The 22,038-nt window shown below is 50.1% G+C and carries 17 protein-coding genes and 1 riboswitch; of the genes, 8 read left to right on the top strand and 9 right to left on the bottom strand.

Features of this window, described 5'->3' with window-relative positions; translation table 11 throughout:
* Positions 1-6: 6 nt before the first annotated feature.
* Both BUB16_RS02335 and BUB16_RS02330 read right to left on the bottom strand, forming a co-directional pair.
* Positions 7-1,065: a FecR family protein gene (locus BUB16_RS02335; RefSeq protein WP_073059221.1), complete on the bottom strand. Its 1,059-nt coding sequence runs from the start codon at positions 1,063-1,065 to the stop codon at positions 7-9.
* 409 nt (positions 1,066-1,474) lie between these two features.
* Positions 1,475-2,077: an RNA polymerase sigma-70 factor gene (locus BUB16_RS02330; RefSeq protein ID WP_073059220.1), complete on the bottom strand. Its 603-nt coding sequence runs from the start codon at positions 2,075-2,077 to the stop codon at positions 1,475-1,477.
* Positions 2,078-2,982: 905 nt separating this feature from the next.
* Between BUB16_RS02330 and BUB16_RS02325 the strand changes: the two genes are divergently transcribed.
* Positions 2,983-3,945 (top strand): hypothetical protein, encoded by a 963-nt coding sequence (locus BUB16_RS02325; protein WP_073059219.1) that lies wholly within the window; start codon positions 2,983-2,985, stop codon positions 3,943-3,945.
* A gap of 287 nt (positions 3,946-4,232) precedes the next feature.
* Here BUB16_RS02325 and BUB16_RS02320 read toward each other — a convergent pair whose 3' ends face one another.
* From BUB16_RS02320 to BUB16_RS02310, 3 genes are all read right to left on the bottom strand, one after another.
* Positions 4,233-4,430 (bottom strand): hypothetical protein, encoded by a 198-nt coding sequence (locus BUB16_RS02320; protein ID WP_073059218.1) that lies wholly within the window; start codon positions 4,428-4,430, stop codon positions 4,233-4,235.
* Between the two features lie 383 nt (positions 4,431-4,813).
* Complete coding sequence (locus BUB16_RS02315) at positions 4,814-6,667, bottom strand: DUF2075 domain-containing protein (protein ID WP_073059217.1); 1,854 nt, start codon at positions 6,665-6,667, stop codon at positions 4,814-4,816.
* A gap of 3 nt (positions 6,668-6,670) precedes the next feature.
* The gene (locus tag BUB16_RS02310; RefSeq protein ID WP_073059216.1) at positions 6,671-7,018 is read right to left on the bottom strand and encodes a nucleotide pyrophosphohydrolase; all 348 of its coding nucleotides are present in this window, start codon (positions 7,016-7,018) and stop codon (positions 6,671-6,673) included.
* Between the two features lie 431 nt (positions 7,019-7,449).
* Between BUB16_RS02310 and BUB16_RS02305 the strand changes: the two genes are divergently transcribed.
* A complete protein-coding gene (locus BUB16_RS02305) occupies positions 7,450-9,525 on the top strand; it encodes a copper-translocating P-type ATPase (protein ID WP_073059215.1) in 2,076 nt (691 codons plus the stop codon).
* Positions 9,526-9,671: 146 nt separating this feature from the next.
* Here the strand turns inward: BUB16_RS02305 and BUB16_RS02300 are convergent, their stop codons facing one another.
* The 4 genes from BUB16_RS02300 to BUB16_RS02285 form a co-directional block, all read right to left on the bottom strand.
* Positions 9,672-10,961 (bottom strand): acetyl-CoA hydrolase/transferase family protein, encoded by a 1,290-nt coding sequence (locus BUB16_RS02300; RefSeq protein WP_073059214.1) that lies wholly within the window; start codon positions 10,959-10,961, stop codon positions 9,672-9,674.
* A gap of 21 nt (positions 10,962-10,982) precedes the next feature.
* Entirely contained in the window at positions 10,983-12,620 is a 1,638-nt protein-coding gene (locus tag BUB16_RS02295) for a bifunctional aminoglycoside phosphotransferase/ATP-binding protein (RefSeq protein WP_073059213.1), read from the bottom strand.
* A 204-nt stretch (positions 12,621-12,824) separates the two neighbouring features.
* On the bottom strand, positions 12,825-13,964 hold the full coding sequence (locus BUB16_RS02290) for an aldose epimerase family protein (protein WP_073059212.1): 1,140 nt from the start codon (positions 13,962-13,964) through the stop codon (positions 12,825-12,827).
* Positions 13,965-14,169: 205 nt separating this feature from the next.
* On the bottom strand, positions 14,170-14,730 hold the full coding sequence (locus BUB16_RS02285) for an NlpC/P60 family protein (RefSeq protein WP_084087970.1): 561 nt from the start codon (positions 14,728-14,730) through the stop codon (positions 14,170-14,172).
* Between the two features lie 92 nt (positions 14,731-14,822).
* On the opposite strand from BUB16_RS02285, the gene BUB16_RS02280 reads away from it, so the two are divergent.
* The 6 genes from BUB16_RS02280 (at position 14,823) to BUB16_RS02255 (ending at position 21,987) form a co-directional block, all read left to right on the top strand.
* Entirely contained in the window at positions 14,823-15,545 is a 723-nt protein-coding gene (locus tag BUB16_RS02280) for a pyridoxine 5'-phosphate synthase (RefSeq protein ID WP_073059211.1), read from the top strand.
* Positions 15,546-16,008: 463 nt separating this feature from the next.
* Positions 16,009-16,902: a GTPase Era gene (era, locus tag BUB16_RS02275; protein ID WP_073059210.1), complete on the top strand. Its 894-nt coding sequence runs from the start codon at positions 16,009-16,011 to the stop codon at positions 16,900-16,902.
* Between the two features lie 190 nt (positions 16,903-17,092).
* The gene (locus tag BUB16_RS02270; protein ID WP_073059209.1) at positions 17,093-18,778 is read left to right on the top strand and encodes a M1 family metallopeptidase; all 1,686 of its coding nucleotides are present in this window, start codon (positions 17,093-17,095) and stop codon (positions 18,776-18,778) included.
* A gap of 331 nt (positions 18,779-19,109) precedes the next feature.
* Positions 19,110-19,260: riboswitch (SAM riboswitch) on the top strand.
* A 269-nt stretch (positions 19,261-19,529) separates the two neighbouring features.
* Positions 19,530-20,033 carry a CoA-binding protein gene (locus tag BUB16_RS02265; RefSeq protein WP_211483064.1) on the top strand — a complete coding sequence of 168 codons (504 nt, stop codon included), beginning with the start codon at positions 19,530-19,532 and terminating at the stop codon, positions 20,031-20,033.
* Positions 20,034-20,044: 11 nt separating this feature from the next.
* Positions 20,045-21,373, top strand: coding sequence for an O-acetylhomoserine aminocarboxypropyltransferase/cysteine synthase family protein (locus tag BUB16_RS02260; RefSeq protein ID WP_073059208.1), 1,329 nt, complete (start codon positions 20,045-20,047; stop codon positions 21,371-21,373).
* A gap of 71 nt (positions 21,374-21,444) precedes the next feature.
* On the top strand, positions 21,445-21,987 hold the full coding sequence (locus BUB16_RS02255) for an OsmC family protein (RefSeq protein ID WP_084087969.1): 543 nt from the start codon (positions 21,445-21,447) through the stop codon (positions 21,985-21,987).
* Positions 21,988-22,038 lie beyond the last annotated feature (51 nt).

Here is a 22,038-nt window from a genome sequence, read left to right as displayed (position 1 = left end):
TCACTATCAACTGTCCTCAAAAATGACGGTCCGCCCCTCCCGCCGGTAATCCATATCGAGCGACAGGGCAATCGAATGTAACACATTCGATAACGGTACATCCTTAAAGGAACCAGTCAGCAGTCGGTTTTCACTGGTAATCTCCTCGGCTATAGTGACCTCGATGTTAAACCAGCGCTCCAATCGTTGCTCTATTTCTTTAACCGGGCTGTCCCGGAAGGTTAGTCTCCCCCTGCTCCAATCCAGATATATTCCCAGGTCCGATACCTTCGATGCAGTAACCTCTCCATCAGAAAAAATTGTTCCCTTTTGATTCCGGATTAACCGAACCTCCGGGGACTCCCCGCTCTCACCAGAACCTAACATCACCTTCCCCTCAGAAACCACTACTTGTACTTTGTAATCTTCGGGATAGGCATTCACATTGAACTCGGTTCCCAGGACGCGAGTCACCGACCGAGGCGTATGAACCTCAAAAGATCTCTGCTTATCGGAAGCCACCTCAAAGAAGGCTTCTCCCTCAAGATAGACGATCCGATTTTTATCCCTGTTGTAATCAGCGGCTACACTCAAATGGCTTTCAGCATTCAGGTGGATACGCGTCCCGTCAGAGAGCCGGATCGTTGTCCGTTGACCTTTTTCGGTGGTAATTTCCTGCTTCACCAGCTCCGGTGAAACATCTGTAGTGGAAAATCCAACAAAGTGATAAAACATGACGGTCAGCAGAATAACCGCTGCCGCAGCGATCGCATACGCAACAAATTTTGATTTTCGTAACCTTCGATGCCTTGGCCCCTGATGACCTTTACCTGTATTAAGAGCATGCCCTTTGGAGATCTTACTGGTTTTGGAATCTTTATATGAAAAATATTGCTCGCTGAAAGCATCCCAGGCTTTGTAGGTATCTACCTCAATTCTTTTCCCGGGGGATACTTCCCAAATACGGGTCAGTTCTTCCATAATATTTTTGTTTTGGGTGGACTCGTCGAGCCAATGCTTCACCATTTCCTTTTCTTTAGGGCTACAATTCCCAAATACATAGTTATGCAGTACTTCTTTGTTCATTAGATATCTTTGGCTTTTACCATTTTCTCTATTAATAAAACGGCCGTAGCACAGGCCACCCTGCAACTTTTTTATTATTTCCCGGTATTTCTCAAAAATAGTATCAGACTGGTAAGCAATTATAGTCTCTAACTACAAATATTCTACTATCCAGTATCTAAAAAGGGCTGGTGTTGCTATTTGCTAATCGGTACAGTGGTTATTAGTATCACCCAACAGCTACGGTTGTCAAGCTGATAAAGTTGAAAACTGTGTTGGGTTTTCGGGGGGGGCGGGCTAACCCTAATATCCGGATGCTGAACCCCAATTAACCAAGTACAATTAACCAATAACGGAAATGTTGCTTATAAAAGGCGGCTGGAAATGCAAGACAACCTTAAAGTGCCCTATGCATTGTATAGTCAGTACACTACTCCGTACCCGTATCTCGTATAGAAAATATCTTCGCAATGGTTCGTTCGGTCACCTGGTCGGGCGAATTATTGCGCAGCCGGCTGCGCAGCATATCCAGTGCACGGCTCATCTGAGACTCAACGGTCTTAACGGTAACATCCATCACTTCGGCAATTTCCCGGTAGGTGAGACCGTCTTGCCGGTGTAATACGTATGTTTGCTGTGCTCGCGGGGGGAGGGCATCGATAGCCTGACGTGCCGCCTTAATGAATGCTTTATCTTCCTGGGTGATCATCTTTTGATGTACTTCCTCTTTTTGGTCATGACGTTGATCGGCCTGATACTTCCTGACCACTTTTTGATGGGCTACGTAGTCATACCCCTTATTTTTAACGGCCTGATATAAATAGACTTTTAAACTTTTATCAGGATCCAGCGTCTCTTTCAGGTCCCACAGGTCCGCAAAAACCTCTTGGACCAAATCTTCCGAAACAGCCCTCGACCGGGTGTACCTCCAGCAAAAATTACAGAGAGGCTCGTAGTGTTCCAGAAATATTGCCTTAAATGCCCACCTTTCCCCGTTTATAATTCCTTGTACATACCCTTTTTCGTTACCCATAGACACTTACCCTATTCAACAATTTGATAAAAACAATCAGCTTGGCTAATCCCAGATAGCAGCTAACTATATAATAAAAACGGCTCCTAACATTTCATCTCGAAAGAACCAACGGTAACCTGACATATCCCCTCTATAATTTACCCTCTCTATAATTAAAACGACTAAACTCGAATACACCCCGTAATTTTTTTTAAAATTATTTATAAAAATATTCTGAGTCTTTTCTAAAAGATTCCCCAAAAGACCCTTTGGAACATATTTTCTATTGATCACCCTATTTTGCTTACTCAGAGATGCTTACTCTTCCTTGAAAAAAATCCACATCATATTTATGAAGTAATAGCCCGAAAAAGCCCATCCTGTAAACTATCAACAACCTAACACACAAGTAACTATAGATATGGCATAAGAAAAAACTTGCCAAAATCCCTTCAGCAGTCTTTCAAAAGGTTATTGATGCCGACGGTCAATGGCAAATAAAGTTTACAGGATCATCCCGGAGTTCTATTAATACCTTCATAACTCAAACGTTAACGTACGGTCAGTAACTAAAATCGATTACGTGAGGATAATAATTGCTTGCCGGGAAGGGATTACATAATGGTTATAAGGGCGGAGTGGTTTAAGGATTTTATTTCAACCAGGTTTGCTTGATAATAGTCAATGACATGTAAAATAATATTTTATTTATTTAATAGGTTACTACCTCTAACTGTATTAAACTCATAATAGTTAGTAGTTTAACCTAAAAATCTTTAAAAAGGGATTTAAAAAAACTGATTTCAAATCGTATCTAATTGATCTGCAACCTCTTACCCTTCTCACTGATAAAATAATGATGTAGCCATGAGAGGTCATTTCAATAAACCATCAATAATAAATCGGGCAAAAAAGAGGACAAAATGAAAATAAAACTTAATCCAAATCTGAATCAGGATGACGGTATCGTTATTTCTCCACCGACCATACCTGACCTTCGAGATAAACTTGAAGTAGCCGAATTTCAAATTTCTAAATCAACGGTAGCCCCGTGTGAAGAAATTCAGGCAAACTGGGGGATACAAGCGAAGCAAAATAACGTCACTTTAAGTGATTATCAGTTCAGGCTTCGTGTACATTACGCGGATATTAATAACGATATACCTGCGAGGGGATCAGAGAATTTTTCGGTCTACAAGGATACCTTTTTGTCACTCATGGCCAAACATGTGAATAGTGGGAATATATGGTCCCCCATTGGTGAACCTCTCCAGATTACTACGGAAGGAGAAAATAAGATTAGGGAAATCCCACAATCATTACTTGATAATCTGGCCTTCAATCAAATAAACGATCAAATAGATGGTATCCAATACTTGAGATTTAGATCGGAAATCGAATCGACATGGTTTAATAACCGTATAGAATACAAATTGCCGCTGGAAATCGTCATAAATAACTTTTTTAATGGCGATCTTGATATAACTCTAAAGCTTTATATAAGAGCTGAACTGGATGAGGATAATGAAACCTCGTTAGAGGTAAGCATAACGTCCGATGAAAACGCCAACTTTCATTGGCTCGAAGACATAATTTCCCTGGGTCATAGTGCAACGGTTGCAAAAACTATAGAAAAATTGCTGCCCGTCATCATGGGCTACGTAACACGCGATGCAGAACGAGCTGTTCTACAGCAGGTACAAAGTTTCCTAAACATTGGTGGTTTCCTGGATGACAGGAGATTAATGGAAGTAAGAATTATCCCTTCCGGGAACCTTGGATATATCCAGTTTATTTTCTGTCTTCGAACTGAGGAAAGCCCTAACTTCGGTACCTCAATTGTAAGTCTAAGCGGTACTAAGGCTATCAAAGTTGAAGACCAATAAACCATAAACGAGCACGAAAATTAATGTTTTAAATACTATTCAGGTGGCCTCATAGCAGTAAATGGCGATATGTGTCCCCACGCTCAATAACTTTCTTCAAAAAAATTTGTGAAGATACCCACCAAAAGGACACTTACTACCTATTGTGAGGGTAGCGCCATACCCTCGCAAAACGAGTGAGCTGATACGCTTGGCGTGTCTCTCTCTGATAAATGATGGTTTGTCGACTGATACTCAACATGCTATTTTTTTACGCATTGGCTCCCCAATCCAGACTGCTTTCAATACTAGCAAGCCCCTTCTTTCCAAGTCACCGTTACACCCGGTCCTTTTTGTTTGTCACATGCAGCCTTAGTTATTCCTGGTTTTTGCTCGGACCAACCACCAGCACTTATAGTACAACAGCCAGTTGTTTCGTTTGGGGAATTTTTACTTTCTTTTTCAGCCTGTAAAAGAGCTTTTGCAACCTTTTTTTTGTCTGACATGTTTTTCTCCTTTAGTATCTATTGTTTCGGTTATCAACCCTGTAATATAATGTCGCGCTTGATATATAATGAATTAACAGATAATAAGCTATGATTTGTTACCTAATATTATACACCCTTAGTGAAGCATCTTATACACTATAAAATTGTTGAAAAAGACGATTTTGGAGAAAAACCGGTATGGGAAATATACTCTGTGGCGTCTATCAGATCAGGCGAATTATTGCTGACCTTACCAACCTTTTTATCCATTTAGTGAAAATCAATCGCATCATCAGGAAACGGATTAAGTAGCTCTTTGAGTGACTTGGTATTATGATCCAGCCACTTATCCCATTCTTCTTATAAGAGCATCACTGGCATGCGGTCGTGTAGCTCGCTCATTATATCATCCTTCGAAAGTACACCTCCGTCTCCTTATCTGTGCAAAAGATATAACATCCCCTCATACCCCTGGTCATAAGCGTACGGTAGGTATTCTTGATAATGCGGCCAGCCTTAGCTGCAGCTTTTTCCGGATCTTTCTTTCGCATCTTTTTAAGCCCTCGAATTGAGGAATCATAGGTATATCGCTCATCCAAATCGGTGACTACTTTTCCATCCCGAATTTTGAAATCCGGACCGATAATGACACCTACATAATCCAGCTCTAATCCCTGGCAGGTATGTATGCAGCCGATCTGATTAATCGAGCCTTCCTGTACCAACCATTTCTGCCCGTGATCCTCCAGATTCCATTGCTTGCTAAATCCATGCTCTGGAATGACAATATCCATCGCCCGGCTGTCCTTTTTACTTTTCCACGGCCAGCAATAGCCTGCTACAACCCGAGATTTGTCATTTACTTTATTCTTCTCCTTTATTTCCTCAAATAGGTCGTTAGGAGACGAAAACACCTGAAAATCATAATCGATATCCGAGAGATCTGTATTGGCCGTATCTCTTATCTGCAGGATGTGATCTACCCAAGCGAGGTATCCGTCAGACCCATTGCATCGAAACTGTGAGGAAAGCTCGGTTTCAATAACTTCCGCATCGAACTGATCGGCCCATTTCCTTATCTCCTCTTTCTTCCCTATGTCCTTTATATGTATGCGTTGGTCTTCGTCAATAAAAAAGACCGAAACGTTGGAGGCATTAATTATCTCTTTGATTTGGTTATCTCCCTGATTGCTGTAAAGACCGGACTTTTCTTTTAGACGGTGCGCTTCATCTACAATCAGGGCATCAAAATCATTGGGTTGAGCATCTATAAACTGTCCTGAACTACGAAATAGGTTCTCTACACTTGACCTTTTCATACTGCCCGTTAGATAGGAAGTATATACCTGTCGCGGAGCCGAATTTTTCGTGACATAACTGGCAACATGTCCCTTGCCTATTAATTTTACCAGTAAGTTTACTGCAATAACAGATTTACCGGTTCCGGGTCCTCCTTCTACAAGGATTACTTTCTTCTTCCCCTCTTCGGCACTTTCAACGGCGTCCATTACATACTCAAAGGCAACTTTCTGCTCATCAATCATGATAAACTCTTCGTTGCCTTCCAGCATCAACTTAAGGCTGTCGGCCAGCATTTTGGATGGGCGTATCTCCCCATTATCAATACGGTAAAGAATACCGGAACGGTCTCCGTATTTGACATACTTTTTTATGAAGGAGCGCAGCTTTCTATGGTCCCGATTTTTAAATACAGGGGCCTTGTTTACATACTCTTCGTAGAATGAGTGATCCAACACATTATCACCCATAAAGTTATGCAGGTATGCACACGGTTTTAAGTTTATCCCATCTTCGTACACGGACTTGTTGAAATCTTTTAGCAATTCAGCATATGACCATGCCTGGTAGGATGGGTGGCTCGTGTTATGCAACCCTCCCTGGAAATAGGTTTTTACGATCCCGTCCATATTGGTTCGCTGCGCTGTTTCCCACTGCTTGAGCTCAACGATCACGGCATGATCTTCTTTATTTTCATCCTGCCCGGCAATGATAAAGTCAATCCGCTTGGATGTCTGGGGAATCTGTAACTCGATACTAATTCCGGAATCCTCGGGGATCTCCTCATCATTCAATACCATATACATGTATTGCAGGGAATTCTTCCACGAGCGCTTTTCAGAATCAGAAACTCTCCTGTTGAGTCGAGCCTCATACATATAGGAAATAGATTCCTCAACCCCACCGGACTCAATATCTTCTGTAAACGACTCCTTATCTGCCTGGTAAACAATCATCTGTTAAAGCTCTGCATATTTCTTTGATGAACCCTTTGCTTTATTAACAGGATACTTTTTTTTGTTTTTAGCCAATTTCTTTCTTGCTACTTCCAGTAAATCAATATCATATTTTGAGGCCAGCAGTTGCAGGTATAGAAACACATCACCCAACTCTTCTTCCAGTTTTTCTTTCTCATCACGTTCTAGATCATAGCTCTGTTCTTCCTGCATCCACTGGAATATCTCGACAATTTCACTGGCTTCTACTGACAATGCCATGGCTATATTTTTGGGAGAATGAAACTGATCCCAATCCCGTTCCCTATTAAATTCCTGTAGTTTTTCTTTAAGATCGTCTAGCCGATTCATCAAAATCTTATCTCATCTTTAAGTAAAGCAAGCACTTCTTTGTAGGGGGAATAGACATCCAACATTTTGTTTATCCCATTCTAAGGACTGAAAAGGGAACAAGCAAAAAAAGAAATCCTAACCTAAAAGAGAAGGTATTCCTTTCCCTTTGCTGGTATAAACCGAATTATAGTATCCCCCTTTGCCAGCCGTAAAACATAATAATCAGCCGTCAGTATAATATGATCCTCCAGGGTAATACCCAGCATGTCCCCGGATTTGTTGATTCGCTGGATCTGGTGCCAAACCCCCCAAAAATTTTATAACAATGATCCATAATACCGTAATGCATCCCCGCTTGTAACGCGTTACATTGGGAGTGAAGTTGCGTTACCCCGTAACATAGAGCATCATGGCCACACGATAATTCAACTACGACTGAGGGATATTCCATGAATCACGATCAGCATAAAAACCACGAGCATAACGATCATGAGGATGCTCATGATCACAATCACACCGGGCATGACGAACAGGAGAGCCACCATGATCATGATCACGGTGATGGAGGGCATTCCCATCACGAACATCACAAAATGATGGTGGAGGATTTTAAATTCCGCTTTTGGTGGGTGCTCGCCTTAACGATCCCCATCATGGCGCTCTCCCCCATGATTCAACAGTTTCTGGGGGTCGACTGGCGGTTTGCCGGGGACACCTGGATTCTCGCTGCGCTCTCAACGGTGGTGTATTTCTTCGGCGGCTGGCCCTTTCTAACCGGTTTGGCCGATGAGCTCAAAAAGAGACAGCCGGGGATGATGACGCTGATCGGGTTGGCGATCTCCATTGCGTATCTCTACAGCACGGCTGTGGTATTCGGCTTTGAGGGGGACCTGCTGTACTGGGAGCTTTCCACACTGGTGGGCATCATGCTGCTGGGCCACTGGATAGAAATGAAATCGGTGATGAGCGCTTCCTCGGCGCTGGAAGAATTGGCTGCCTTGATTCCCGGAGAGGCCCATAAGGTGAACGAGGACGGATCCACCGAAGATGTTCCTGTTGAGGAGCTGCAGGAAGGGGACAAGGTTCTGATTAAGCCGGGGGAGAAGATTCCGGCAGACGGTATTGTGGTGAAAGGGGAAACGAGCGTCAATGAAGCGATGCTCACCGGGGAATCCAAGCCGGTAAGCAAGCAAAAAGACGACGAGGTCATCGGGGGCTCGGTCAATGAAAAAGGCTCGGTCACCGTACAAATATCCAAGACCGGGGACGACTCCTTTTTATCCCAGGTGATCAGCCTGGTGCGAGAGGCGCAGGAAAGCAAATCCCGCACCCAGGACCTGGCCAACCGCGCCGCTTTCTGGCTGACGATCGTAGCGATTACCGCCGGACTCCTGACCTTCGGGGCGTGGATATTCTTTACCGGGCAGAGTTTTGATTTTGCCATGAACCGCACCGTTGCCGTGATGGTCATTACCTGTCCCCACGCCCTCGGACTGGCGATTCCGCTGGTGGTCTCACGATCTACGAGCATCGCCGCCACCAACGGCTTTCTGATTCGCGACCGGGCCGCTTTCGAGCAGGCCCGCAACCTGGATGCCGTTATTTTCGATAAAACCGGCACGCTTACCGAGGGTACCTTTACCGTCACCGACATCCTGAATTTCGGGAGTGATCATTCCGACGCGGAGATCCTGAAATACGCGGCGTCCCTGGAGAAAAACTCCGAACACCCGCTGGCCAAAGGCATCCTGGAGAAAGCGGATGAAACCTGGGAGCCGGAGGAATTCAACTCCATCACCGGGAAAGGGATTGAGGGGAAGGTGAACGGCAAAGCGGTGAAGGTGGTGAGCCCGGGCTACATCCGGGAACAGAAAATGAACTACCCGGAAGCAGACGTCGAAGAGATTTCAAGCCAGGGAAAAACGGTGGTGTTTGTGATCATCGAAGAGGCCCTGGCAGGAGCGGTGGCCCTGGGAGATGAAATCCGCGCCTCATCCAGGAATGCGATCGATGCGCTGCACGATATGGGCATCGAGTGTATCATGCTTACCGGGGACAACCGGCAGACTGCTGATTATGTGGCCCGGGAGCTCGGTATCGATCAGGTGTTTGCTGAAGTGTTGCCCGATGAAAAGGCCGACAAGGTAAAAGAGGTCCAGCAGCAGGGCAAGAACGTTGCCATGACCGGGGACGGGGTCAATGATGCCCCTGCACTGGCGCAGGCCGATGTCGGTATTGCGATCGGTGCAGGTTCGGATGTCGCCGTGGAAACCGGGGATATCGTGCTTGTGAAGAACAATCCCGAGGACGTTACCGCGCTGATCAAACTCTCCAAATCCACCTACCGGAAAATGGTGCAGAACCTGTGGTGGGCCTCCGGGTACAATATCGGGGCCATTCCTTTGGCTGCCGGCGTGATGTATGCCTGGGGCGTCATCCTGAGTCCAGCACTGGGTGCTATCCTGATGTCGCTGAGTACCGTCATTGTAGCTGTCAATGCCCGATTTCTCAAGATGGAGAATTAGCTTCGACTTCACCATTCGGAACATCAAGCGCCTTACACTACAAGTGTATCAAATGTCTTTTTTTTTGATGCCTTGAATGCTTGAAATCCAACGTTCCGTCTTGACGTCTTGTACTACGAAAGGATTCCCCTGCAGAGACTTTTTCTTCACCCCTCAAACTGGTTGAACCGCTCGCGGGCGGCTTTGGACAGCTCTTCCCGGTGGTCGGGATGGGCGATCCGGATAAGCGCCTGGGCCCGCTGGTGCAGGTTCTTGCCGTAGAGGTTGGCGATGCCGTACTCGGTGACCACAAAATGCACGTGCGCCCGGGTGGTGACCACGCCCGCTCCCGGTTTCAGCTGCGATACGATCTTGCTCTCTCCCCGGCTGGTGGTGGATGGCAGCGCAATAATGGGCTTCCCGCCCTCGCTGAGCGAAGCCCCGCGGATAAAGTCCATTTGTCCCCCCACCCCCGAGTAGTGATACGTGCCGATCGAGTCCGCACACACCTGTCCCGTGATATCGACTTCCACGGCGCTGTTGATGGCCGTCACTTTCGGGTTCTCCCGGATCACCGCGGTATCATTCACGTAGGCCACATCCAGCATGGCCAGCATGGGATTGTCATCCACAAAGTCGTAGAGCCGGCGGCTTCCCATCACAAAGCTGGCGACGATCTTTTCGGGATGCTTGGCCTTCTTCTTGCCGTTTATAACGCCCTTTTCCACCAGGTCGATCACCCCGTCGCTGAACATCTCGGTGTGGATGCCGAGATCCCGGTGGTTCTCGAGGGACTTCAGCACGGCGTTGGGTATGGCCCCTATGCCCATCTGGAGGGTGGCCCCGTCTTCAACCAGTTCGGCGCAGTTGTTGCCGATCTGCTGCTCCACTTCGTTGGGGACGGGAATGGTGAGCTCGTGAAGCGGCTCATCGGTTTTTACCAGCGCATTGAAGCGGCTGGCGTGAAAGATGCCGTCCCCGTGGGTGCGGGGCATATTCGGGTTGACCAGCGCAATCGCCTTCCTGGCACACTGCAGGGCTGCGCGCGAAGCATCCACCGAGACCCCCAGCGAGCAGTACCCGTGCCGGTCGGGCGGGGAAACCTGCACCAGGGCCATGTCGATCGGCAGAATGTCCCTGCGAAACAGGCCGGGCACCTCGCTGAGGAATATCGGCAGGTAGTCGGCACTGCCCTCGTTTACGGCTTTGCGGACATTGGCGCCGACAAAGAGGGCGTTCGTGCTGAAGGTGTCGCTGTATTCCGGTCGGACGTAGGGCGCGTCGCCTTCGGTATGCAGGTGAATGACTTCGATATCTTCCAGCTCCGGCGCCCGCTCTGTCATGGCGTTAACCAGGGTCTGCGGGGCGGCCGCGACGCTGTGAACAAAAACGCGGTCGCCGGAATTGATGAGTGTTACCGCTTCTTCGGCCGTGGTGTAGTTAAAATGTGAACCCATAAATATCAATAATCCGTTATGTTAATTAGCTTTTATGTTTCGCCCGGCGAGTCGATTAGCCAACTCCCGGATACTGTCTTCGATGGACTGGTTGGTGTCGACCGGAATCAGATGGGAATCATCCAGTTCGGCGGGTGGTTCATAGGCCTTGCTGAGCTTGTCAAAATCCTCCAATCGCGCGTCGGAGACCACCCCGCTCTGCTCCTCTCGCCTCCGCAGGCGTTCCTTAATGGTCTCGTCGGGGCACCGCGCCTCCACAAACAGGTAATCGCGTCCGCTGGATTCCAGCTTCTCCACCAGTCGTTCCCGGTCTTCCCTTTTGCTGTAGGTCGCATCCAGAATCACGGTGTTCTCATCGCTGCCTGCGGCTTGTTCCCCCAGCACCCCGTAGGTGTGCTCTGACATTTCCCTTGAATAGAGCTTCGGACGCTGGTCCTCGGGCGTGCGATCGGTGAGCGGCAGGCCCATCGACCGCTTGCGAATGTGATCCGAGGAGTAGCGGCTGACCTTCAGCCGGTCCGACAACCACCCGGACAGGGTGCTCTTGCCGGTCCCTACCCGCCCCATGAAAATCACCACCACCGCATCAGAACCCAGCAGGGCATAGCGCAGCGACAGGCTGAAGTAGCGGGAAGCAAGACCGGCCGCTTTTTCGCGCTCCTCCGGGGGCACTTCCTCCTCGGTGCTCTGCAGGCTTTTGACCTTGCCTTTGACATACGCCCGGTAGCATTTATAAAAAGTGATGATCCGCTCCAAATCGCTGTCACCCAGTTTCCCGGCCATGCGGGACACAAAATAGCGCTGTTCCCGCCAGCAGCCGTTAAAATCCAGGTCCATCGCCAGAAAGGCCAGGTCGGCCGCCAGATCGCCGTACCGGAAGCGGTCGTTGAATTCAATACAGTCATAGACCATCACCTTCTCCGGGGTAATATAGATATGCTCGAGATGAAGGTCCCCGTGACCGTCGACGATGCGCCCCTCTTCCCGGCGTTTTTGGAACAGGTCCCCGTGCCCCCGGTAATAGTCCCCGGTATACTGCCGAATCGCCCGGAAGGTATCTCCTTCAATGGTCTCGCCGATAAATCGTTTCGTCTGGCTAAAATTCTCGTCGGTATTGACCTTCACCTGCTCCATCGCCCCCCACTCGGAGAGCTCGTCGCTCTGCTGCTGGCCGGTATAAAAGCGGGCCAGCCTCCCGGCCACACGGTCGAGGTGCCGGTTGGTCAGACGTCCCTCTTCAATATAGGAATGCAAAAAATATTCCTCGGAAAGCTTCCGCATCTTGACGGCATACTCGACCACGGAACCGGAATCCGGATCCATATCCATACCCTGGTCCACGGACCCGATCAGATAGCCTCTTTCCCCCTCCCGCCGGGCGATACCCACCACCCCGAGATAGATATCCTCGGTAAGCCGCCGGTTGAGCTGCACCTCGCGGTGGCAGTATGTCCGCCGTTTTGCGAGGCTGCTGTAGTCCAGAAACCCGAAATCAACCGGTTTCTTCAGCTTGTAGACATACGGGGGGACGATAAACACGTGGGAAATATGGGTTTGAATATGGCGGACTTCCCGGGGGGCATGGGGATAGGAACCGGGACGCTTTAGAAAATGCAGCAGTTCATCAGTAAGACCGGTAGGTGCTGGGTTGTCACTCATAACATCCGCTGATTAATGAATAATACTGACAGGTATTGAATATGGCTAAACACGGCCGCCTCAGCAAACGTTCTTTCCACAAACTCATTCTTCACATACCATTCAAACTCCAAACTATTACTCAACTATACACAAAAGAGGAGGTCCTCCCGGCTGCAGGCCCCTCATGCTCCCCGGCGGCACTGGGCTCCGGCCACCCTCTCTCTATTCGGCGGTAGAGAATTTATAGATGGTAGTGGACTCGTATCCCTCTTCCGGGGTGATACGGGTGGAGGGGAAGTTAGGGTGGTGCGGGGCGTCGGGAAAGTGCTGGGTTTCCAGGCAGACGGCGGACCGGGGACCGTAGGGATGTCCCCCTTTCCCCACCTGGCTGCCTTCGCCGGTCAGGGAGTTGGCCGTATACACCTGCAGTCCGGGCTCGGTGGTAAAGACCTCCATAACGCGTCCCGTCGCCGGCTCCGACAGTCGCGCAGCCAGCGCCAGTTCTCCGCCGTCCTTGTTCAACACAAAGTTGTGATCGTAGCCTCCCACATGCCCGAGCTGCCGGTTGTCCGCATCGATGCGCGCGCCGATGGGGGTCATCTCGGTAAAGTCGAAAGGCGTTCCCTCCACCTCCCGCAGCTCTCCGGTGGGTATGGCCGTTGAGTCCACGGGAGTGTACCGGTCGGCGTCCACATAAAGCTCGTGATCCAGGATATCGCCGCTGCCTTCGCCGGCCAGGTTAAAGAATGCGTGATTGGTCATATTCAAGATGGTGGGCTTGTCGGTGCTGGCTGAGTACTCCAGCTTGAGCTCATTGTTATCCGTCACGGTATAGACGACCGTCACTTCGAGGTTTCCGGGATAGCCCCCCTCCCCGTCTTCGGAAAAATAGCTCAGCTCCAGCGTCTGCCCGTCCACCTGCCGGGCGTCCCACACCTGGTGCCGAAATCCTTCGGTCCCCCCGTGGATAGAGTGCTCCCCATTGTTCTTGTCCAGGTGATAGGTGCTGTCGTCGAGCATAAACTGTGCCTGGGCAATGCGGTTGGCATAGCGTCCCATCGTAGCCCCGAGCGAAGCAATGCCGTCGAGGTACTCCTGGGCGGTTTCGTATCCCAGCACCACATCCCCCAGCGTTCCGTCGCGGTCGGGCACCAGCAGCGACACGATCTTGCCCCCGTAGTTGGTAATCTGAACCTTCATCCCCTGCTCGTTTTCCAGGGTGTACAGGTCAATCTGCTTGCCCTCATGCTGCACCTGAAAATCCGCCTGTTCTACGGGCACGTACTCCGGGGAGTCTTCCGCACACGAGATAAAGCTGATGATGATCAAACAAAGGGCGGCCCGGCGAAGATATGAATACATAAATATGAATAAAATTGGGTTAGCTGAATAATTTGAATGTGAACGATCCCGGCAGCCGGTCGAACTCAGCAAAACCGGACGCAAATCGTCTGGCTTTCACTACCATTCCCGGGTCCGACTACCGGTATAATATAACAGAAATTGCCTTATTGGAAAGAGCATCCCGGTATTTATCGCTCCCTCATGATACCCCCATAATATTCTCCTATAAAACCCTGCGTGCGGCCAGGTATCGATTCGCCCAGTATTCCCGGGACAGCTCGCTGATGGTGACCCCCCGCGAGGTGGAAGCGTGTAAAAATTCCTCCCGGTCTACCATAATACCGACATGCAGCCTGTTCCGGCCGGTCCGGAAGAAAATAAGATCGCCGGTCCGCACCGCGGTTCTGCGAACTCCCTCCCCGACATTAAGCTGGGTTCTGGTATTGGTGGGCAGGTCCATATCGAAGTAATCCGCGAAAACGATATTGATGAACATGGAGCAGTCCACCCCGCTTTCCGATGCGCCTCCGAGGCGGTAGGGCGTTCCCTTCCATTCCCGGTAGGCCTGCATCAGCGAAGCCCGGGTGCTATTCACCACAGACACGTTCATGGCGGACGGCGGACGGAACGATTCTCTGTCCCCCGCGGCAGCACTATCGGGGGCATTGCCGCCGCCGGATGCCGTTATAGCGGACGGCGGGCGGGCGGACTGTTTGACCGCTCCGCACCCGGATGAGAGCGCTGCCACACACAACAAAATCACTGTTTTCTTCGCAGATACCATAAAACGGATGATTTAGAACTTAAACTACTCCCCTAAATAATCTATATTTAAAGGCATAATTACAATGACAAAATGAAAGCAGCTATTGAACTATGCAACTTTTGGTGAATATTGATCATGTTGCCACGCTCCGGAATGCCCGGGGCGAAGGGTATCCGGACCCGGTAAAAGCGGCGGCCGTTTGTGAAAAAGCCGGGGCGGCAGGCATCGTTTTCCACCTGCGCGGCGACCGCCGGCATATTCGTGATGACGATGTCTATGCGTTAAAGGAGAGCGTGACGGGATCCCTGGATTTTGAGATGGCCGCCAGCGAAGAGATGCTGGATATTTCCACGGAAATCAACCCACACCTGGTCACCCTCGTCCCCGAAAGCCGGGAGGAGCTGACCACCGAGGGCGGCTTGCGGATGGAAAAGGTATTCGACGACTTTCAACAGCGCGTATTCCCCCGGTTCCGGGAAACCGATATCAGGATCAGCCTCTTTATCGATCCGAACAGGGAAGATATCGAGCTGGCCGGCGAGCTGGGGACCGACATGATCGAGCTGCATACCGGGACCTACGCCAACGCGGAAACCGAAGAAGCCCGCCGGCATGAGCTGCGCCGGCTGAAAGAGGGAGCCGTGCTGGCGCACGAGCTGGGCATGGAGGTCAATGCCGGACACGGGCTGAACCTGGATAACCTGGGACCGCTGGTGGAAACCGTGCCGCACCTCAACGATATCAGCATCGGGCACGCGCTCGTTTCGTCGGCGCTCTATGACGGGCTGGAAACAACGGTGAAGAAATTTTTGAACATTATGAGAGGAGGTTGAAAACCAGGAATCTTGCTCAATACAAACTCCTGAGCGATTTTGAACCGCAGTGTATATATTAAGTACATATACAGGCGATACATGAGGCTTTTGAAATCGCAAAAATGAAAATGTAGAGGTTGGGCAAAACAACGGCTTTGCAAAGGTCTCTGTGATCTGTGGATTGATCCCACGGTATTGTTATCTTCATTTCAACATTAACCCGGATTTTCACCAAGAAATTTGTACTTCAGCAAGGCGAAGGAAAAATAGCAGCGGAGACCTACCACGGTACGTTGAGCACACTCTTTTTATCTTCAACGCCGCTGATGGACCAATTTCGCAGTATGTTACACACTGTTATAATTTTCTGGCCTCTAAAAACGATATATGTTCATATATATCAAAAGGTTACAACAATATACCATAAATTTTTGTGAGAAATACAGGTTAGCAACGTATTAATATTAATGTAAAAAGTAGTATGGAGCATACAGCGGGACATAAATCGGGCTACGTCGCTATTATCGGCAAGCCGAATGCGGGCAAATCGACGCTCATGAACCGGCTGCTGGGCAGCAAGGTATCGATCACCACCCACAAGCCGCAGACCACCCGGCACCAGATCCTGGGCATCCATTCGGAAGACGACCTGCAGATTATTTTTTTGGATACCCCCGGCGTCATCAACCCGCGGTATGAGCTGCAGAAAGCCATGATGAAGACCGTCGACCGCGCCCGCGCCGATGCGGATATCATCCTGCTCATTGTGGATGTCACCGACTATGAGGTGCCGGGACGCATTTTCGAGATGCTTTCCTCGCTGAAGGGAAAAAAGATCTTCCTGGTGATCAACAAAATTGATAAAACCTCCGGGCAGCAGACGGAAGTCGTGGCCAAAAACATCCGGGAGAAATTCGACTTTGACGACACCCTGCTGGTTTCGGCCCTCAACGGGGAGGGACTCCAGGAGCTGATGGATACCATCAAAACCAACCTCAAAGAGGGACCGCCTTTCTATCCGAAGGATATGCTCAGCGAGCAGCCGGTACGCTTTTTTGTGGCGGAGATGATTCGCGAGCAGCTCTTTTTACGCTATCACCAGGAGATCCCCTACTCCTCGACGATTGAGATCGTGCAGTACGACGAGCGCGACGACCTGGATTATATCAGCGCGGATATTATTGTGAACCGCGACTCCCAAAAAGGGATTCTCATCGGCAAGGGCGGCAAGGCCATCAAGCAACTGGGCCGGAACGCCCGCGAGGTGATCGAGGAGTTTGTCGAGAAAAAAGTGTATCTGGACCTGCACGTGAAGGTGCGCGACAAATGGCGGGAAGATCCCAACCGCGTGCGGCATTATGGGTATGGATATTAATATTAATACCAGAGCGACCTTTGGAAAACCGGGAATGCTGGTCGATATCAACCCCGAGCGTATTCAAAACCACAGCGTGTAAAGAATATTTGATGATGTTTCGTTCGCGATAATGCAGCAATGGGCCAGAAGAACGGTTTTGCAAAGCTTTCTATGACGGTTACTATTCACGGAATCCTCTGACTTGCTTATGAACAGTCCAACGACCTGCTTGTTATTTCGAATCGGGTTATTCCTGCTGCTGTCTGTTGCCTTTGCGCGGCCGGCGGACGGGCAGGAGCAGGCCGCCCTTCCTGCCACCCGGGCAGACACCCTTCGCGGGTCCGTCACCCCCCAGCGGGCCTGGTGGGAGGTCACCTACTACGATCTCCATGTCGCCGTCCAGCCGGAGGACTCTTCCATCCGCGGGTACAACAGCATCACCTACCGCGTTACCGGGTCCCCCCGAAAGCTGCAGATAGATCTTCAGCCGCCCCTCCGGATCGACCGCGTGACCCAGGACGGGCGGGAGCTGTCCTGGCAGCGGGCAGGCAACAGCAGCGCCTACTTTGTGGAGGTCCCTACTACCCTGAGCCGTGATTCCCTTTATACCCTTTCCGTCCATTACCACGGGCAGCCCAAAGTGGCGGAAAATCCTCCGTGGGACGGGGGATTTATCTGGGCGGAGGACCCAAGGGGCAACCCCTGGATCGCAACCGCCAACCAGGGACTGGGGGCCAGCGCCTGGTGGCCGAACAAAGATCATCAAACGGCCGAACCCGACAGTATGAGTATCCACATCACCGTGCCCGACCCGCTGGTAAACGTATCCAACGGGCGTCTCCGGGATACGATCCGGCACGCCAACGGCACGACCACCTGGAGCTGGTTTGTCTCCAACCCCATCAATAATTATAATATCGCCGTCAATGCCGGCCATTACGTGCATTTCAGCGATACCTTCAAGGGCGAAGACGGCAAACTGGACCTGGATTACTGGGTGCTGGAGCAACACCTGGACAAGGCAAAGGAGCAGTTCCGGCAGGTAAAGCCGATGATGCGCTGTTTTGAGGACTGGTTCGGCCCCTACCCTTTTTACGAGGACAGCTATAAGCTGGTGGAAACGCCTTATCTGGGCATGGAGCATCAAAGTGCCGTCGCCTATGGCAACCGTTTTCAAAACGGTTACCGGGGAGAGGACCTTTCCGGCACCGGGTGGGGACTCAAGTGGGATTTTATCCTGGTCCATGAGTCGGCCCACGAGTGGTGGGGCAATAACATCACGACCAAAGACATTGCGGATATGTGGGGCCACGAGGGCTTTACCAGCTATGCCGAGTCCATCTACACCGAGTGCCGGTTCGGGAAACAGGCCGCCGCGGAATATACGAGGGGCCTGCGCGACAGGATTCAAAACAGGCAGCCGGTGACCGGGAGATACGGACTCAATGACGAGGGATCCGGGGACATGTATTACAAGGCCCATAACATGCTGCATATGATTCGCCATATCATTGACGACGACTCCACCTGGAAAAACATTCTGCGCGGGCTCAATAAAACGTTTCGTCATCAAACCGTTACCGCCGGCCAGGTCGAGCGATATATCATTCGTCACTCGGGCCGGGAGCTGGATGACCTCTTTGACCAGTACCTGCACTACGGCGGACTGCCGGTCCTCCGGTATTATATAGATGATCTCAACCGCCTCCACTATCGCTGGCAGGCGGACCTCCCCCATTTTGACATGCCGCTGAAGGTGCGGGTGACGGGCGGGGAATACTCTTTTATCTATCCGGTATCCGAACGATGGAAGACCATCCGGCTGCGGGACACTAATACGCTGGAGGTGGACCCGAATTTCTATATTCGGACCGATTCCCTTTCGAAGCCGTAGTTGGTTAACACCGGCGGAGCCGGTCAACCTTTTGGTCTGTAGCAGAAGTGGAAATCCCGCCCGGCGGGAATGAAAAATACGGGTAAAACTGTTATTAAAACTTGTATGGTTTCCAAAAAACATTTATGTTAGCCTTGAAATTATAAACAGATGTCCGATGAAACGAATAGTCAACCATATTACCTGCTGCCGGATGTGCATGATTCGATTTTGTATGCTTTGCACACATCCGAAGGTCTGATTCGTTTCATTTGATTGAACCAAATTGAAGGCCCTTCGGAAAAATCCCGGAGGGCTTTTTTTATGCACTGTTCTTTTTAATTACTGAGCATTGTTATCAAGAAAGGCTGAGGGAACAGGCCCGAAGACGCCTTAGCAACCGCTCTGCCCGGCGCATGTTAAAGTATACTGTAATAATTTATTTGATATGCCGGGGAGGAAGGTGCTACGTCCTGCTCCAGTAGTCCGGAGGAAGATAAATAAAGAGACTTCATTCAGCATCAGACTGTGACTGAATAGCCTCTCTGCGAATCTTCGCTCCGGAAGCAAGATTCGGGGAGAGGCTTTTTTATTGGCAGAGGTTTTGGAAAACCAGCGATTTTGGTCAATATGAACCCCTGAACGAATTCCAAACCACAGCATATAACGCCTATGCGATGATTTGAATGCGCGAAAAAACGGAGATTAAACAAAAACGCTTTTGCAAAATTCTCTGGTATTCATGCTAATTTGATATAAAGCAAACAACGGAATGCGAACTACTTTTAACAACTGGTACGATGAAAAGATGCGCGCCACGGAAGCACTAAGTGCTGAAACCGACCGCGCAGAAAAAACGCTGGAGACAACGTCAACCATCGCTATTGTCGGACTTTCGCGCAGTTTTCACAAAGACAGCCAGTTTGTAGGACGGTACCTGCAGAATGCCGGCTACGACATTGTCCCCGTCAATCCCAATGCAGACAGGATACTCGGCGAACAATCGTACCCGGACCTGTTGAGCATCCCGTTTCCCATTGATGTGATCGATGTTTTTCTGCCGCCCGGGGTGCTTCCGAAAGCAGTGGATCAGGCCCTGGAAATGGAGCCCCGTCCCAAAGCGATATGGCTGCAGCTGGGTACCGGACAGAATCCCGAAGAAGAGAAAAAGGTCAGCGGATCCGGTATTGAACTCTACCAAAACCGCTGTATCAAAGTGGACCACCAGTTCCTGATTCGACCTAAAAAACAAGCAAACACAATATCTGAAACTTAATCCATACAACCATGAGTAATAACGGAGAAGAACGTACCTTTAATTTTGAGACCCTGCAGCTACATGCAGGCCAGGAAGCCGACCCCACAACCGGTGCGCGTGCTGTTCCCATCTATCAAACCACTTCATACCAGTTTGACGATACCGAACACGCTGCCACCCTCTTTGCCCTCAAGGAGTTCGGCAATATCTATACCCGCATCATGAATCCCACCAGCGATGTTTTTGAAAAACGCATCGCCGCCCTGGAAGGAGGCGCTGCGGCGGTAGCTACGGCTTCGGGACAGTCAGCACAGTTTATGGCTATTGCGACGATCGCCCAGGCCGGTGACAATATCGTATCTACTCCGTTTCTCTATGGTGGAACCTACAACCAGTTCAAGGTAACCCTCCCGCGTCTCGGTATCGATGTAAACTTCGTGGAAGAAGATACCCTTGAAAGCTACGAGGCGGAAATTGATGAGAATACCAAAGGTATCTATGTGGAATCGATTGGAAATCCCCGCGGCAACGTGCCCGACTTCGAGGGATTGTCTGAGCTCGCGCAAAAACACGGCATCCCGCTGATTGTGGACAACACCTTCGGGGCCGCCGGCGCCATCTGTCAGCCGATAAAACACGGGGCCAATATTATCACGGAATCCGCGACCAAATGGATCGGGGGACACGGGACCAGTATCGGCGGCGTGATTGTGGACGCGGGGAACTTTGACTGGGGCAACGGCAACTTCCCGCTCTTTACGGAACCGTCCCCCGCCTACCACGGGCTTAACTTCTGGGAAACGTTTGGTCCCGACGGACCTTTCGGCAATATTGCTTTTGCTATTCGTGCGCGCGTGGAAGCGCTGCGGGATTTCGGATCGGCGCCCTCTCCTTTCAACAGTTTTCTGCTTCTGCAGGGACTTGAAACGCTGTCGCTGCGCACCGAACGGCATTGCGAAAATGCCCTGAAGCTGGCCAAATGGCTGCAGCAGCAGGATGCGGTGGAATGGGTGCAGTACACCGGTTTGCCCGACCACCCGTACCACGAGCGCGCCCAAAAGTACCTGAAGCCCGGGCAGTTCGGAGCGGTTCTATCTTTTGGCGTGAAAGGCGGATTTGACCCGGCCCGTTCCTTCATTGAAAACGTCGAGCTTGCCAGTCACCTGGCCAATGTGGGAGATGCCAAAACACTGGTCATCCACCCCGCTTCAACGACGCACCAGCAGCTGAGCGAGGCTGAACAGGCTTCCAGCGGTGTGAAGCCGGATCTTATCCGTGTTTCTGTCGGTATCGAGCATATCGATGATATCATTGAAGATTTCGACCGTTCATTCAAACAGCTCGAAGTAACCGCATAACTCACAGACAGCGCCCTGCAGCACCAGCGGCAGGGCCTGTTACAATACATCCATTGAATTAATAGCATCATATGAGTACTACTACTGTTAAAGAACAACAAACTCTTGACCAAAACGTCATCCAGGCTGTGCAGGCCCTCGCCAAGGAGATCAACAGCAATCCCGAAAAAGCGGATGTTTCTTTCAGGGCCGAGTCCAAACTCGAAAAAGGACTTCAGTCTGAAATCAACGTGCGGGAATTTCAGTTTGTCTCCGACGAGCCGGAAAGCCTCGGCGGCACTAACCGGGGCGCATCACCCGTGGAGTACGTATTGGCCGCATTGGCTGCCTGCCAGGAAATCGTGATCAAAGCACATGCACTGGCCCTCGGCATCAACGTAAAGTCAGTTACGATAAAAACAACCGGTAACCTTGACCTGCGCGGTTTCCTGAATCTATCGGATGACGCCCGGCCCGGATTTAATGACGTGAACCTCATTACGGAAATTGAAACGGACGAAACGGATGAGAAGAAGTTGAAGCAGCTGGAAGAAATTTCCTATAAAAACTGTCCGGTCCTGGACATCATTGAAAATCCCGTGCCGGTAGAAGGAACCATCAATTTCGTCAGCTGAGCAACCATATATTATATAATGTGTTAAATCCGCCGGACAACCTTGTTGTCT

The organism is Fodinibius roseus (assembly GCF_900129315.1).
Classification (GTDB): Bacteria; Bacteroidota; Rhodothermia; order Balneolales; family Balneolaceae; genus Fodinibius; species Fodinibius roseus.
The sequence above is the reverse complement of the archived record's forward strand: the minus strand, read 5'-3'. Positions and strand labels throughout refer to the sequence as shown.